This window comes from Leeuwenhoekiella sp. CH_XMU1409-2, assembly GCF_037029365.1.
In the GTDB taxonomy this organism is placed as follows: domain Bacteria; phylum Bacteroidota; class Bacteroidia; order Flavobacteriales; family Flavobacteriaceae; genus Leeuwenhoekiella; species Leeuwenhoekiella blandensis.
The window spans coordinates 1-14,969 of the sequence record NZ_JAYMEI010000002.1 but is presented as its reverse complement, the minus strand read 5'-3'; the positions used below and the strand labels follow the sequence as shown (position 1 = coordinate 14,969).

The window sequence follows — 14,969 nt, the reverse complement described above, 5'->3', positions numbered from 1 at the left end:
AAAAAATTCTTATGAAAAAAATTCAAATGGTTGACCTTAAAGGTCAGTACCAACCTATAAAAGAGCAAGTAAATCAAAGTATTCAAGAGGTTATTGATACCACCGCCTTCATCAACGGGCCTCAAGTTCACGAATTTCAAAAAGAACTTGAAGAATACCTCAATGTAAAACACGTGATCCCTTGTGCAAACGGTACCGATGCTTTGCAAATTGCAATGATGGGGCTAGGCCTAAAACCTGGAGACGAAGTGATTACTGCAGATTTCACCTTTGCTGCAACTGTAGAGGTCATTGCACTTTTACAACTTACACCGGTACTTGTAGATGTTGATCCTATTGACTTTAATATCGATATTGAAGCGATCAAAAAAGCAATCACTCCTAAGACTAAGGCAATCGTTCCTGTACATTTATTCGGAAAAGCGGCCAATATGGATGCAATTCTTGAAATTGCAGAAGAACATGACCTTTTTGTGATTGAAGATAATGCGCAAGCTATTGGTGCAAATTACACCCATAAAGACGGTAAAAAGGTAAAAACGGGAGCTATTGGCCACGTGGGAAGCACCTCATTCTTTCCTTCTAAAAATTTAGGTTGTTATGGAGATGGTGGGGCCATTTTCACTAACGACGATGCTCTTGCACATACCATTAGAGGGATTGTAAATCACGGAATGTACGAGCGCTACCATCACGATGTCGTGGGGGTGAATTCACGGTTAGATGCGATTCAAGCCGCTGTTTTACGTGCAAAGCTTCCGCATCTTGATGATTATAATGCGCGCAGAAGAGCTTCAGCTTTAAAATACACCGAAAAGCTCCAGGATCATCCTAAAATTATAACACCTACGATTTGTGGTACAGCTTGCGATTGCCACGTATTCCATCAATATACTCTTAGACTCAAGGACGTTGACCGCGATGCTCTGGTAAAACACCTCAATGCCAACGAGATTCCTTGCGGTGTGTATTATCCTATCCCGTTACATAAGCAAAAAGCTTATGCAGATGATAGATACAACGAAGCAGATTTTCCTATTACCAACAAACTGGTACAAGAAGTTATCTCATTACCAATGCATAGCGAGCTTGATGACGAACAAATTGAGTATATTGTAACTAAAATCTTAGAATTTATAGACTAAACAACTACCGACATGCGCACCACTCTTCTCTCACTGATCTTGGCGATCGTTAGCCTTTCTGCTTTTGCTCAAAAAACGTATTTACAAGTAGGCAAACTAGTAGACACCAAAAACGGAAAAATTTTAACTGAAAAAACGATCATAGTATCAGGAGATGAGATTGAAGATGTCGTGGATGGTTACCAATCGGGAGATGGTGAAATTATTGATTTAAAAGATAAAGTTATCCTTCCCGGCTTTGCCGATTTGCACGTTCATATTGAAGGGGAAACCAGCCCCACTCAGTATCTAGAGGAATTCACGCTCAATGAAGCTGATGTTGCATACAAAGCTCAAGAAATTGCGTTTCGCACACTTATGGCGGGCTTCACCACCGTACGCGACCTTGGAGGTAGCGGCGTAAACGTATCCTTACGAAATGCTATCAATACGGGGAAAGTAATAGGGCCTCGTATTTACACTGCAGAAAAAGCCATTGGAACCACCGGTGGTCATGCAGATCCTACTAACGGATACCGAAAAGATCTTATGGGTGATCCGGGACCTAAAGAAGGTGTTGTTAATAATGTTGACGATGCTCGTAAAGCAGTAAGACAACGCTATAAAAATGGTGCAGACTGGATAAAGATTACGGCTACCGGCGGAGTTTTAAGTGTTGCTAAAAATGGTCAAAATCCACAATTTACAGAGGAAGAGATCGAAGCCATCGTAACCACCGGAAAAGATTATGATTTACAAGTTGCTGCACACGCTCACGGAGATGACGGAATGCAACGCGCTGTAAAAGCAGGTGTAAAAACCATTGAACACGGGACGCTTATGAGTGAAGCAACTGCAGATCTGATGGTTGAACACGGTACGTACTACGTACCAACGCTTAGCGCCGGAAAATATGTTGCAGAAAAAGCAAAAATAAAAGATTATTATCCTGCTATAATTGTACCTAAAGCTTTAGAAATAGGGCCACAATTGCAAAAAACCTTTGCGATGGCCTATAAAAAAGGCGTGAATATAGCATTTGGTACCGATGCCGGAGTATTCCCTCATGGAGATAATGCCAAAGAATTTGGATATATGGTGGAAGCAGGAATGCCGGCTATGAAAGCCATTCAATCTGCAACCATTGAAAGTGCCAAAGTTTTAAAAGCTGAAGACAAACTTGGTCAGGTCGCTCCCGGATTTAAAGCCGATATTATCGCGGTGAACGAAGATCCTATCAAAAATATAGACACGCTTAATGAGGTGATTTTTGTAATGAAATCAGGACAAGTGGTAAAAGAATAGTCTTTTACCACGTAAAAGCTCGTTTTAGAACCAAGTGACTTTTTCTTCAATATCGTCGCGCTCGCCTGGTAAAGGTTCGTCTTCAAATGCACCCAAATAGAAAAAGCCTAAACAGCGCTCGCCGTCGGCAAGTTTTAGATCAGAATGCATTTCAGAAATATAGCCTGGTGTGCTCCAGTAACCTCCAAGCCCTAACTCTGCGGTCATCAACCATAAATTTTGCACAGCCATTGCCGTGGCTGCTATTTCCTCCCATTCTGGCACGCTTTCTTTAGGATCACGTTGCATACAAATCACGATAACGGCAGCACTTGAAGTTACCTTTTCTAAGGTTTTTTTGAGTTTGAAGGCTGAAAATTTAGCCTCAGGAGTAACCTTTGTGTATGCTTTAGTAACATAGTCTGCCAGCAAATCTAAAGACTCTTCTCTAAAAACTTTAAAACGCCAAGGTTGGGTTTTTCTGTGTGTTGGCGCCCAATTAGCAGCTTCTAATAGTGTTTTTATTGCTTCTACACTTACCGGTTTTTCTGAAAATTGATTAGGAAAAACAGATCTTCTGTTTTTTATGTGATCGCTTAGCATATATTTCATTTTATTCAAAAGTATAAAGTTAACCCGCTCAAGACAAGAAACACTTCCTTTAGTGGAAAATTCTATTGAGAGTTCAGAAATTAACTCACTTTCTTATACAAGTACTTTTTCAACATACGATTTCTCAATTGTTTATCTAAAAAAAGGGGATTTATCCCCTGCTAATTTTTTATAAATCAGTGAGATTAGACGTTTTACAGCTCTTATTTTAGTTATATTTACAGCCCCTAAATCCTAATTTCAAACTTTTACTTACAAGCTATGCAATCAATTATAGGCAAGCGGTTTCTTCAATTTATATTTCTATTCACGTTTACTTTTTCATTTGCTCAGGAGAAAGAACTTGATAAAGCAGCCAAGAAATTTGAGAGTTATGCATTTATAGATGCTCAAAAGATCTACCTGCGTCTTGCCGGCGAAGGCTATGAATCTGCAGAACTTTTTAAAAAATTAGGCGACAGCTATTATTTTAACGGATTGTATGAAGACAGCGCAAAATGGTATCAAAAACTATTTGATAAGTATGCTGAAACCCTCACTCCAGAAGACCTTTTCAGATATGCACAATCTCTAAAAGGCATTCAAAAATACAGTGAGTCTGATAGAATTATGGAGCGCTTTCGCCAGCTAAAAGGTGGTGACTCACGTGCCGAATTGTTTGAAGAAAAACCAGATTACCTAGAAGAAATAAGCTATAGCGAAAGCGAATATGAAGTAGAAAATCTACGCAGAACCAACTCAAGACTCTCTGATTTTGGGCCTATGTTTTATGAGAACAAACTCATTTTCTCCTCTGCCAGAGATACGGGCTCTACATCAAAATACATCCATAAATGGAACAACGAACCTTTTTTAGATTTCTATGCTGCACCCATAGATGCTGAAACCGGTGAGCTTGGCGTTGTTGAAAAATTTGGCGGGGATGCTATCAATACGCGCTACCACGAGTCTTCTCCAACCTTTACCAGTGATGGCAACACGATGTATTTTACCCGAAATAACTTCAGCAATGGTGTAAAACGCACCGATAAAAACGGAACCGTACGTCTAAAAATCTTCAAATCGGTTAAGAAAGGAGGAAGCTGGGGAGCTCCTGTTGAACTACCATTTAATGACAACAGCTATTCTGTTTCACATCCTGCCTTGAGTCCTGACAACAAACAACTCTATTTCGCCTCAGATATGCCGGGAACTGTAGGATTTTCTGACATTTGGGTGGTCGATATTATAGGTGATAATGAATATAGCGAACCAAAAAATTTAGGACCCATTATCAATACGGAAGGACGTGAAAACTTTCCCTTTATAAGCAAAAAAGGAAATCTTTATTTTTCTTCAGATGGTCGCCCGGGATTGGGTGGACTCGACATCTACGTGGTTGCTACAAAGAAGAATGGCGATGTAGCTTATGTGATCAATTTAGGCGAGCCGGTGAACAGTCCGCAGGATGATTTTGCCTTTATCGTAGATGACTACCTCAATATTGGCTATTTTTCAACAAACCGGTATTTTGGAATGGGAAGCGATGACATCTTTAGATTTTCACGCAAACCTGTTGTGATTCCCGTGTGTACGTCATTGGTTACAGGTACCATTCGCGATAAAGAAACCAATTTACCAATACCTACAGCCACTGTGAGTGTTATTGATCTTGAAGGCAATGTTCTAGAAACAACGCAAGTGAATGAAAATGGAGAATACAGTCTTCGCCCTATTTGTGGTCAGGAAATACTCATACGTGCCGATGAACCCGAATACTACTCTTCTGAATCCCTGATCACCACACCTAAAGGTGGTGGAGACCAAGTGGTAGACTTGTATTTAGAGCCGCGTATCACAAAAATTAATGAAGGCGATGACCTTGCTGATCTTCTTAAGTTAAAGCCTATCTATTTTGATTTTGATCGCTTTAATATCAGACCTGACGCTGCTGAAGAACTTACAAAGGTATTAGCCGTTATGGAGTCTAACCCTTCCCTGGTAGTTGAGATACGATCACACACAGATAGTCGCGGTAATGATGCTTACAACCTCAGCCTTTCTGATAAACGTGCAAAATCTACAGCAGACTGGATCGTAAACCGAGGTATAGAACCCTCTCGAATTTCCGGAGAAGGTTTTGGGGAAACCCAATTAATAAACGATTGTGGTAATGGTGCCGATTGCACCGAAGAACAACACCAACTTAACAGACGATCTGAGTTTATTGTAATAAGCTTTTAATAATTAGATCATTATGATGTAAACCATTTCGGAGCAAGCCGTGGGGCATCGTTTGGAAACGAATGTTCAATTTCGAGGCAAGCCTCGAAGTATTTGACCCTTTGGCGGTGCCAATAAAAAAGAGCGCTACCTGCGCTCTTTTTTATTGGTGTTTCGCAAAGATCAATTATTCGTTTTGGTAGTGTCTGCAGCTTTCTTCTTACCAAACAATCCACCCAGAACATCCTTAACTACTTTTTCTGTCGTTGATTGATTGGTCGTTGATGTAGAATCTTTTGCAGTTTGGGTAGCTGTAGAATCTGTAGTTGTTTTATTCCCTCCTAAAAGACCTCCTAGTACATCTCGTACTTTATCTTCCCCTTGTTGCTTCAATTTATCCTTTTGCGTTGCTACTATTTGTTGTGTCAAATTGGTCACTGCCTGTTGCGTATTTAAAGAAACCTGCGGATTTGTAAAATCACCGGTTAAGTTAATAGGCAAATCGACAGTGTATTTTTCAAGATCGGCATTGCTAAGATTGGCTAAAGTACTCCCTACTTTAGACCCAAGATACGATCCCGGCACTTTTAAATTGAGGGTATAATTCATACTGTTTTCAAGACTATGCGTACCGCTCACCCCTACATTAATCCCTTTGATATTGAAATCAAAAGGTTTTACCGTCACCAGACCATTGTCAAAACTCAGCTGGGTTTTTAAGTTACTAAGATCTAGATTTTGTAAATCGATAAAATCTAATTTACTATCTAAAGCGCTTAGCAATTTCATTTGCTGCGGATTCACCTCTGCTGTAAGCAATTGTGCCAAAGCATTACCCGCTAAAGAGGATAACACCGGAGTTAAGTCATCCGTAAGATTTCCTTTAAGCTGAATATTGGTATTCAGTTTTCCTTGAAGAGCTTTAGCAATTGGAGTGAGCTGCTGAAGCATTTCCAATCCATTGAACGACTCACTAATATCAACACTGCTCAAGTCGAGCGCCATTTCAAAAGTTGGAGTTGTATTCTTTGTACTCACATTTCCGTTAAGACCGATGGCTCCACCAAATATATCGGAACTTATATTATTTAAGCTTGCAGTCTCATTTTGAACCGTAACATTTCCTTTTACGTTGCTCAGTGTGATATTATCGTAAATCACCTTTCCGGCAGAAAAATCTAGAGCCGCATCCAGAAAAGAAGGAATCTTAATCGCCGCATTACCTGAACTTGAAGCTGAAGTTGTAGCTGTTTCTTCATCTTGAGTTACTGTTGCATCTTCAACAACACTAAAATCAGCAAGATTAATCAAATTAGAATTTACCGTAAACCGGCCTTTTAAATCTTCTTTAGACAGCACAAACGGAATCAAATTTTCAATGCTTCCTTTAGCCGAAATATCAGTTTGTCCGGTTTGAGCTTCCAAGGTATTTAAAGTAATTGTCCCCGGATTAAAAGTCACATTAGCCTGAGCCATATTCAGCGCATTAGGTAACTCCGGAGATACATATTTAAAATCTTTCAAACTTGCCGTTCCCGAACTTTTGATATTTTGGTAACGCTCTTGCTCCACACTTTCCATATCAAAATTTGCAGTCATATCAACGCTAAGCAATCCATTAATATCTTGATCTAATTCTAACGGATACGCCTGTTCAAGATTCGCCAGATTCAGCTTTCCTTTTAACGCAAGATCTACAAGAGGATTTGTGGTTAAGCGATCTATTCTACCTTTTGCATTAAAAACATCCTGATCAATCCTAAAATTCAAATTCCCCAAGCGTAAGTAGGTATCGTCAACATTTCCGGTTTCATTTACTATTTGTGCATCGATGATAATATCTTCTACAGATTTTGGTAACTCAGGATATTTAAACGAGGCATTATTTGAGTTGATCGCGATATCAAGCATTGGTATATGCGTCTCATCTACGATCCCTTTAATGCTCCCCATAACTTTAAAATCACCTGTGGTGGTCACACCATCTAGGTTCTTTGCGTAGACTTCTGGTATTACTCCTAAGAAATTTTTGAAATCACTCGTAGGTGTTTCAAAAGACAAATCGAGCTCATTATTAGCTTCGTTGATTTGAACAAAACCTTCAAAAACAAGCGGCAATTGATTGACCAAAGCTTCATTTTCTTTAAACGTATACCGCTGCTCATCAAGATTCATCTCGATAACAGCATCGAGTGATAATTTGTTATTGTTTAAATAATTCACCCCGTCTAAATCGAAAGAAGCAAGTGCTTCCGTTTTTGTATTCAGGTTAGAAATCGCTGCAGAAAAGTCACCGTCACCCTCGTGATTAACTTCAGAAAGACGCAAGAAAGTCTGCGTACTTTCATCTAAATAATTGATGCGTGAATTATTCAGCTCATAATGCTGCACTGCAAAACGGAATCCGCCTGAACTATCGGCTAGCGTATCTGCCGTTGCAGTAGCATTGGGATTTTCTTTTGCAATATCATAATTGGCATTTCCTAAACTGTCTACTTTTATATTTACATAAGCATCATCAAGTCGAATCGCATCTATCGCAATGGGCTCTCCTGAAGAAGTCTTAAACAACTGCATCACCCCCATATCAAGTTGTAAAACAGCCCCACTGGCAAGCGTATCGCCGGCAAAAGGCGCATTATTTACAACAGTAAAATTATTCACCTTAACAGCCGCATCAGGAAAACTACTAAAAAGCGTAAGATCAAAATCTTCCCAAGCTACTGTTGCGTTAATATTTTCGTTAATAGAGCGCTTTAGCAAATCTTCTAACGGCCCCCTAAATAAAAAAGGCGCAGCGATGAGTCCTACAATAAGTACCAGCAGTACTATTCCTATAATTTTAAATATCTTTTTCATCTTTCTTTTTTAAATTTTTTCTTCTTTCTGAAAGGCATTCAATCCTGGACCTAATTCTTCTCCGGGAGCCAGCTTAAAGCGTTTTCTAAAAAGAAAAACACCTAAATACAAAAAGGGTGTATCGCAAAATGCGACCAGCACTTTAAACAAAAATCCGCTCAAAAGCAGCGTACCAAACAAATCCCATTCGATCTTATTGAATGTGCATAACAATAGCAAAACGGTTGCCGTATCTACAAACTGACTAAAAAACGTAGAGAAATTGTTTCGTATCCAGAGGTGTTTCCCTTTAGTAAGACGTTTCCAGAAATGAAAGAGTTGAATGTCTATGTATTGCGCAAACAAATAGGCCATCATCGATGCCATTACCGCCACTACAGTTGCTCCAAAAACCTTTTCAAAAAGCGCGTCGTCTACGGGTGACCATTCGGTTGCAGGAACAAGCGCCGACGTGTACACAATAAGTAACGAAAATACTGAGGCAAATATCCCGGCAGTAACCACCTGATTGGCTTTTTTCTTTCCATAGATTTCACTGATCAAGTCGGTGATTAAGAACGTGATGGGATACGGCAATATCCCCACAGAAATTTCAAAGGTGTAAATTCCAAAAAAATCCCAGTAAAAAAACTTCTGAAAGATCAAATTAGAAACAACAAGAGAGCATATAAATAATGCTCCCAAAATAAAATAGATGCGATAGGCTGCCAGCGCATCTCTCTGGCTCATTGTGGCTTGCGACAAACTGTAGTTGTTATTAGGGTTCTTTTACTCAAAATTAGCAGAATACACGGGGCTTTTACTTAAATTGCTCTTAAAATATTTAACACCAATCTCGTATTAAACCGCTACAAAACATATACTTATCTCTTGGAAGCAATCAAGGAGATTCTTTTGAAAACCTTCAGGAAGCCGTTAATCGCATTTTTGAAAAAGTAGGCGCAATAAAACAGATCTCACCGGTTTACAAAACGAAAGCCTGGGGATTTGAAGGTGCCGATTTTCTAAACTGCGCAGTAAGTATTACTTCAAGATTTGATGCTGAAGAAGTACTGAAGCTTCTTTTAAAAATCGAACAAGACTTAGGGAGAATTCGTCAAAATCGCTCAGGCTATTCAGACCGCCCGATTGACATCGATATTTTATTTTATGGCGAAACGCAAATCACTTCTGAAAAACTAACGGTGCCGCACCCGCAATTGCACAAACGCAATTTTGTTTTGTTTCCGCTTTGCGATATTGCACCTCAACTGAAGCATCCCAGGTTTAATAAAGATCTTGAAGAATTAAAGCAAGAAACACCAGATACCGAAATTCCTGAGAAACACTCCCGATGGTTGAAAAACCCCCAACAGGAATTTGCCTTAAATACGAACAACTACATCGCAATTGAAGGAAATATTGGAGCCGGAAAAACCACATTAGCTTCAATGATCGCTGAAGATTTTAACGCAAAACTCATCTTAGAGCGTTTTAAAGACAATCCTTTTCTACCCAAGTTTTATGAAGATAAATCCCGGTATGCCTTCCCATTAGAAATGTCTTTTTTAGCCGACAGATATCAGCAACTTTTAGACGACATTGGGCAATATGACCTTTTTAAAGACTTTATGATCGCTGATTATGACAGTCAAAAATCTCTGATTTTTGCAAAAGTCACCTTGAGCGAAGAAGAGTATAGTCTTTATCAAAAACTACACCGTATTATGTATCGGGAGATCGCACGACCCGATCTTTATATTTATCTCTATCAGAACACCGATCGTTTGCTGGATAACATCAAGAAACGTGGTCGCTCTTATGAACAAGATATTTCTGAAGATTATCTTGTAGAGATCAATCAGGGTTATTTAAATATGATCAAAAATAAAAGGGGAAGTAATGTCAAAGTGATTGACATTTCAGAATTAGATTTTGTAAAAAACCGGAAGGATTATATTCAGCTTTTAAACGAAATTAGCGCGATTAGCTAAAATAGATCACGCTCAAAACGGCGATCATAATAGCAACGCCGATTAATACACCGAGGGTGACTCCAAATTTGCGACCATCTTTTATTCCTCGTAGGTAAGAGGCATAATCAAAATGATTTGTTTTCATAATAAGTTGGGATTGTTTCATTTCTAAAACGTAAAGATTCTGGAAATAATTGTACCTCAATGTCAATTTAGAAAACATTAGCAAAGGTTTATGATTTTAAATAATATTAAAGCCCCTAAATGTTAAAACTAACGCTTACTTATTATTTTTGAATATAAATCCCAAAGTACAATCCCCACACTTACCGATATGTTAAACGAGTGCTTTGTACCTACTTGCGGGATCTCGAGCACGATATCTGAAGCATCAACAACCTTTTGTTTTACACCTTTTACTTCATTACCAAAAATAATAGCATACGATGTTTCAGCGTTTACCTCAAAGTCGTTTAACATCACTGCCTTTTCTGCCTGTTCTACTGAAGCAATTGTAAATCCTTCTTTTTTCAACGCATCTACGGCGTCTAACGTATTTTCAAAATACTTCCAGTTTACAGATTCGGTGGCGCCTAAAGCGGTTTTTGCAATATCCTTATGCGGCGGCTGTGCACAAATTCCGCAGAGATAAATCGCTTCGATCAAAAATGCATCTGCTGTTCTAAAAACCGAACCTATATTATTAAGACTTCTGACATTATCTAAAACCACAACGATCGGAGTTTTTGCCGCAGTTTTAAATTCGTCTACTGATTTTCGGTCAAGTTCGCTGTTTTTTAACTTTCTGTTCATAGCGCAAAAGTAAACATAAAGCTTATGCACACCATAGTTTTAAAACAGCTTCAAGCCATTTTAATTGTTGAAAAAAATGGATAACTGCCAGGACTTAATGCAAAGCAAACCCAAGGTATTTTCTAAATTTATCCCCGAGCATTCTGAATAGTTTGTAAGGACAAGTTCAGTTAATAATCCAGATCCCAAAAAGGCACAAAATTGCCTTTCAAAATACAGAAATAGAGCCCACATTTATGGCAAAAACAACCAAAAAGAAAAGCGTAACACCACTGATGAAGCAGTATAACAGCATCAAAGCCAAATATCCTGATGCGTTATTGCTGTTTAGAGTTGGTGATTTTTATGAGACTTTTGGTGAAGATGCCGTAAAAGCTGCAGGTATTTTGGGCATTATTCTTACCAACAGGAATAACGGTAGTGAACGCACGGAACTTGCAGGGTTTCCACACCACTCCTTAAATACGTATTTACCCAAATTGGTAAAAGCCGGATGTCGGGTGGCGATTTGCGATCAACTTGAAGATCCTAAACAAACAAAGAGCATCGTAAAGCGTGGCGTCACCGAACTTGTGACGCCGGGAGTTTCCCTCAATGACGAAGTTTTACATTCTAAAAGCAATAATTTCCTGGGTGCTATTCACTACGGAAAACGCTTACTTGGCCTTTCTTTTTTAGATGTTTCTACTGGCGAATTTTTAACGACGCAAGGAGATGTAGCGTATATAGATAAGTTGCTTCAGAACTTTAACCCTAGCGAACTTCTCGTAAGCAAAAGTCAGAAGACTGCCTTTAAAGAAGATTTTGGCACAGACTTTCATCTGTTTTTTCAGGAGGATTGGGTGTTTAAACCCGACTATGCGCACGAAAGCCTTAACAAACATTTTGATACCAAATCACTCAAAGGTTTTGGCATTGAACATCTTGAAGAAGGAATCATTGCTGCGGGTGCCGCATTGCACTATTTAAGTGAAACACAACACAACAAGCTTCAGCATATTTCAAGCATAGGTCGTATTGCAGAGGATGCTTATGTTTGGCTAGATCGCTTTACCATTCGCAATCTGGAGTTGTATCAGGGCACTTCGGCAAAGGCTATTACGCTGCTAGATGTTATAGACAAAACGATCTCTCCAATGGGTGGTCGCCTTTTAAAACGTTGGTTGGCTCTTCCGCTAAAAACTTTAGAAACGATTAAAGAGCGTCATGCGATTGTAGAATTTATCATCAATCATACTGACTTTCACGAAAAAATAGCCACTCACATCAAAAAAATTGGAGATGTAGAACGTCTGATCTCTAAAGTAGCAACAGGCAAAGTTTCTCCTAGAGAAATTATCTTACTTAAGAATTCGCTCGAAGCGATGATCCCCGTTAAAAGTCTTGCTGAAAATGCCGATAATAAAGCCTTGCAAATCCTTGGGGAAAAAATCAACAATCTGGAGCATCTTAGAACCAAGATCAAGGAAACTATAAATGAAGACGCGCCGGTTAATGTTTTAAAAGGAAACAGTATTGCTTCCGGTTTTAATCAAGAGCTTGACGAACTAAGAAACTTAGCGACTTCAGGTAAAGATTACCTTGACAAAATGCTTGAGCGTGAGACCGAACAAACCGGAATCACTTCCTTAAAAATCGCTTCAAACAATGTATTTGGCTATTATATTGAAGTGCGCAATACGCATAAAGATAAGGTTCCTGAAAGCTGGATAAGAAAACAAACGCTGGTCAACGCCGAGCGTTATATCACTGACGAACTCAAAGAATACGAAGCAAAAATATTAGGAGCAGAAGAGCGTATTCTAACCATAGAACAACAATTATTTGCAGAACTAGTCACCTGGATCACCCAATTTATAGAACCTGTTCAAACCAATGCTTACATTATCGCACAACTTGATTGCCTACGTTCTTATGCTACGCTCGCTCAAGAAAACAACTATTGCCGCCCTGAACTAGACGACTCTTTCGAACTTGAAATCACTGAAGGACGTCACCCGGTAATAGAAAAACAATTACCTATAAGCGAGCCCTACATTGCAAACGACACCTATCTTGACCGAGACAGCCAGCAAATGATCATGATCACCGGTCCAAACATGTCGGGTAAATCGGCTATTTTGAGGCAAACCGCGCTTATCGTGCTTCTGGCTCAAATGGGAAGTTTTGTTCCGGCACAAGCTGCACGCATAGGTATTGTTGATCGCATTTTTACACGCGTTGGCGCAAGTGACAACATCTCGATGGGTGAATCAACTTTTATGGTTGAGATGAACGAAACTGCGAGCATTTTGAACAATATTTCAGAACGAAGCCTGGTGCTTCTGGATGAAATAGGCCGTGGAACAAGCACCTATGATGGTATTTCTATCGCTTGGGCCATAAGTGAATATCTACACGAACACCCCGCGAGACCCAAAACATTGTTTGCCACGCATTATCATGAACTCAACGATATGGGGGAAACATTCTCGCGTATTAAAAACTACAATGTTTCGGTAAAAGAACTCAAAGACAACGTTTTATTCTTAAGAAAACTCATTCCCGGAGGAAGCGCCCATAGCTTTGGAATTCACGTTGCAAAAATGGCCGGGATGCCGCAACAAGTACTGCACCGCGCCAATAAAATGCTTGCACAGTTAGAAAAATCAAACCGAAAAGAAGAACAAAAAGCAGCCCTTAATCAGGCCGAAGATGATGAAATGCAACTGAGTTTCTTCAATCTTGACGACCCGCTTTTGGAAGAAATCAAAGAGGAAATCATTCATACTGATATAGATACACTCACTCCCGTTGAAGCTCTAATGAAGCTCAACGAGATCAAACGTATGCTGGTACGCAACACGAAAAACAAGGTGAATTAAGGCTTTTTATTTTTTTAAAGAAAATGCTTTGCAGATTAAAGAAATCTTGTAAATTTGCATCCGCATTAGACAATAGGGTCTGTTGCAAAAGGCGAAAGTAGCTCAGGGGTAGAGCATCACCTTGCCAAGGTGAGGGTCGCGGGTTCAAATCCCGTCTTTCGCTCAAAGTAATACTCCATTTAACAATGGGGTTTTTTATTGACAACCCAAGCTCGGGTGGTGGAATTGGTAGACACGTTGGACTTAAAATCCAATGAACATTAGTTCGTACGGGTTCAAGTCCCGTCCCGAGTACAAAAGCCTCTAGACTTCTAGAGGCTTTTTTTTATCTCTAAATGCAAGGTATATTTTTATTAAAAATACAGTATGTTAAATAATATTCAACCGCTTGCTTTCCTCTTTATGTTAACTATCTTTGCATGCATTTTTAATCTCATCCTTGACACGATTTAGCTCACCTCCCTACACTTAGAGTTGAATCGACCCAATTTAGGCATAGCCTTTGATAATACGTAATCGATTACGGTTAATCACTGTCATTGATAAATTAAAATTTTAATAATTGCCCCTATTTACTAGAGAATGATTTTTTCAAAATTTTTTAATAAATCGAATAAACTCGATAAGGAACTTGAACGCAATTTACTTTTCGCCCCCAACTACCTTATAAGAGAGCAAAAAGTAAATGATAATACACAATATATTTTTGGAGGTCACTCCGTAGTTACCATAGAACAAACGAAAGGAAAAAATATTGGTCTTTATTTCAATCGTTCTCGAACCTCAAAATCAAATAAGCTTAATGTTGACCCCAAAGATGAGTTACATTTAGGCTTTCAAACTATTAGAGATCAAAACTACCTTATCCTCGGTACGCGTAAACACCTATCAAAAGTAAAACCTGGCGACACGCTAAGTATTCATTTTAAAGATGATTCAGAAATTAGTTTAACCCTTGAAGCTTCAGCAGAACAAGCAACTTCAAATAAAGGTTATGCTTGTAATGTACGCGCATTAATAGACAAAAAGCAATTGCAATTCTTTCAAAAGAAATCTATTCGCGACTATAAAATCAAAACCGCTAAAGAACATTTTGAAGGTTCATTTGATAAAGAATTCAGCAGGAAATTTAGAGAAGTTGCCCAAACATATGTCTTCTGCTTAGAAAATTATTATTAATGAGTCGTCCTAAAATAGGTTGACAGTTTTTAAAAGTTTAAATCAATCCGGTGAAGCTAGCTTCACCGGATTTTTTG

At 39.0% G+C, this 14,969-nt stretch carries 11 protein-coding genes and 2 tRNA genes; 8 read left to right on the top strand and 5 right to left on the bottom strand.

The features are described 5' to 3' along the window. Positions 1–11 precede the first annotated feature (11 nt). Entirely contained in the window at positions 12–1,145 is a 1,134-nt protein-coding gene (locus WA338_RS01775; RefSeq protein ID WP_009778754.1) for a DegT/DnrJ/EryC1/StrS family aminotransferase, read from the top strand. Between the two features lie 12 nt (positions 1,146–1,157). Next, positions 1,158–2,429 carry a metal-dependent hydrolase family protein gene (locus WA338_RS01770; protein WP_009778753.1) on the top strand — a complete coding sequence of 424 codons (1,272 nt, stop codon included), beginning with the start codon at positions 1,158–1,160 and terminating at the stop codon, positions 2,427–2,429. Between the two features lie 24 nt (positions 2,430–2,453). On the opposite strand, the gene WA338_RS01765 is transcribed toward WA338_RS01770, so the two are convergent. Then, complete coding sequence (locus WA338_RS01765; protein WP_272985506.1) at positions 2,454–3,020, bottom strand: nitroreductase family protein; 567 nt, start codon at positions 3,018–3,020, stop codon at positions 2,454–2,456. Between the two features lie 261 nt (positions 3,021–3,281). On the opposite strand from WA338_RS01765, the gene WA338_RS01760 reads away from it, so the two are divergent. Next, positions 3,282–5,243 carry an OmpA family protein gene (locus WA338_RS01760; RefSeq protein WP_009778751.1) on the top strand — a complete coding sequence of 654 codons (1,962 nt, stop codon included), beginning with the start codon at positions 3,282–3,284 and terminating at the stop codon, positions 5,241–5,243. A gap of 162 nt (positions 5,244–5,405) precedes the next feature. Here the strand turns inward: WA338_RS01760 and WA338_RS01755 are convergent, their stop codons facing one another. Continuing rightward, on the bottom strand, positions 5,406–8,081 hold the full coding sequence (locus WA338_RS01755) for an AsmA-like C-terminal region-containing protein (RefSeq protein ID WP_009778750.1): 2,676 nt from the start codon (positions 8,079–8,081) through the stop codon (positions 5,406–5,408). A 9-nt stretch (positions 8,082–8,090) separates the two neighbouring features. Continuing rightward, the gene (locus tag WA338_RS01750; protein WP_009778749.1) at positions 8,091–8,810 is read right to left on the bottom strand and encodes a queuosine precursor transporter; all 720 of its coding nucleotides are present in this window, start codon (positions 8,808–8,810) and stop codon (positions 8,091–8,093) included. 110 nt (positions 8,811–8,920) lie between these two features. Here WA338_RS01750 and folK point away from each other — a divergent pair, with 110 nt between their 5' ends. Beyond that, a complete protein-coding gene (gene folK, locus WA338_RS01745) occupies positions 8,921–10,054 on the top strand; it encodes a 2-amino-4-hydroxy-6-hydroxymethyldihydropteridine diphosphokinase (protein ID WP_040532509.1) in 1,134 nt (377 codons plus the stop codon). Here folK and WA338_RS01740 read toward each other — a convergent pair. Together WA338_RS01740 and WA338_RS01735 are read right to left on the bottom strand one after the other, a co-directional pair. Further along, positions 10,047–10,202 (bottom strand): hypothetical protein, encoded by a 156-nt coding sequence (locus tag WA338_RS01740; protein ID WP_272985502.1) that lies wholly within the window; start codon positions 10,200–10,202, stop codon positions 10,047–10,049. The genes folK and WA338_RS01740 overlap by 8 nt on opposite strands. 107 nt (positions 10,203–10,309) lie before the next feature. After that, positions 10,310–10,849 carry a TrmH family RNA methyltransferase gene (locus WA338_RS01735; protein ID WP_009778746.1) on the bottom strand — a complete coding sequence of 180 codons (540 nt, stop codon included), beginning with the start codon at positions 10,847–10,849 and terminating at the stop codon, positions 10,310–10,312. 236 nt (positions 10,850–11,085) lie between these two features. Between WA338_RS01735 and mutS the strand changes: the two genes are divergently transcribed. The 4 genes from mutS (at position 11,086) to WA338_RS01715 (ending at position 14,892) form a co-directional block, all read left to right on the top strand. After that, the gene (mutS, locus tag WA338_RS01730; RefSeq protein WP_009778745.1) at positions 11,086–13,713 is read left to right on the top strand and encodes a DNA mismatch repair protein MutS; all 2,628 of its coding nucleotides are present in this window, start codon (positions 11,086–11,088) and stop codon (positions 13,711–13,713) included. 91 nt (positions 13,714–13,804) lie between these two features. Continuing rightward, positions 13,805–13,876, top strand: a tRNA-Gly gene (locus WA338_RS01725). Between the two features lie 47 nt (positions 13,877–13,923). Beyond that, positions 13,924–14,007: transfer RNA gene (locus tag WA338_RS01720), tRNA-Leu, on the top strand. Positions 14,008–14,295: 288 nt separating this feature from the next. Further along, entirely contained in the window at positions 14,296–14,892 is a 597-nt protein-coding gene (locus WA338_RS01715; protein ID WP_009778744.1) for a hypothetical protein, read from the top strand. Positions 14,893–14,969 lie beyond the last annotated feature (77 nt).

Excerpts from the sequence above, each read along its gene's own strand:
- WA338_RS01740 (WP_272985502.1), bottom strand. The coding sequence starts at position 10,202 with ATGAAACAATCCCAACTTATTATGAAAACAAATCATTTTGATTATGCC.
- mutS (WP_009778745.1), top strand. The coding sequence starts at position 11,086 with ATGGCAAAAACAACCAAAAAGAAAAGCGTAACACCACTGATGAAGCAG.
- WA338_RS01775 (WP_009778754.1), top strand. The coding sequence starts at position 12 with ATGAAAAAAATTCAAATGGTTGACCTTAAAGGTCAGTACCAACCTATA.
- WA338_RS01715 (WP_009778744.1), top strand. The coding sequence starts at position 14,296 with ATGATTTTTTCAAAATTTTTTAATAAATCGAATAAACTCGATAAGGAA.
- WA338_RS01760 (WP_009778751.1), top strand. The coding sequence starts at position 3,282 with ATGCAATCAATTATAGGCAAGCGGTTTCTTCAATTTATATTTCTATTC.
- WA338_RS01750 (WP_009778749.1), bottom strand. The coding sequence starts at position 8,810 with ATGAGCCAGAGAGATGCGCTGGCAGCCTATCGCATCTATTTTATTTTG.
- WA338_RS01755 (WP_009778750.1), bottom strand. The coding sequence starts at position 8,081 with ATGAAAAAGATATTTAAAATTATAGGAATAGTACTGCTGGTACTTATT.
- WA338_RS01770 (WP_009778753.1), top strand. The coding sequence starts at position 1,158 with ATGCGCACCACTCTTCTCTCACTGATCTTGGCGATCGTTAGCCTTTCT.
- WA338_RS01765 (WP_272985506.1), bottom strand. The coding sequence starts at position 3,020 with ATGAAATATATGCTAAGCGATCACATAAAAAACAGAAGATCTGTTTTT.
- WA338_RS01735 (WP_009778746.1), bottom strand. The coding sequence starts at position 10,849 with ATGAACAGAAAGTTAAAAAACAGCGAACTTGACCGAAAATCAGTAGAC.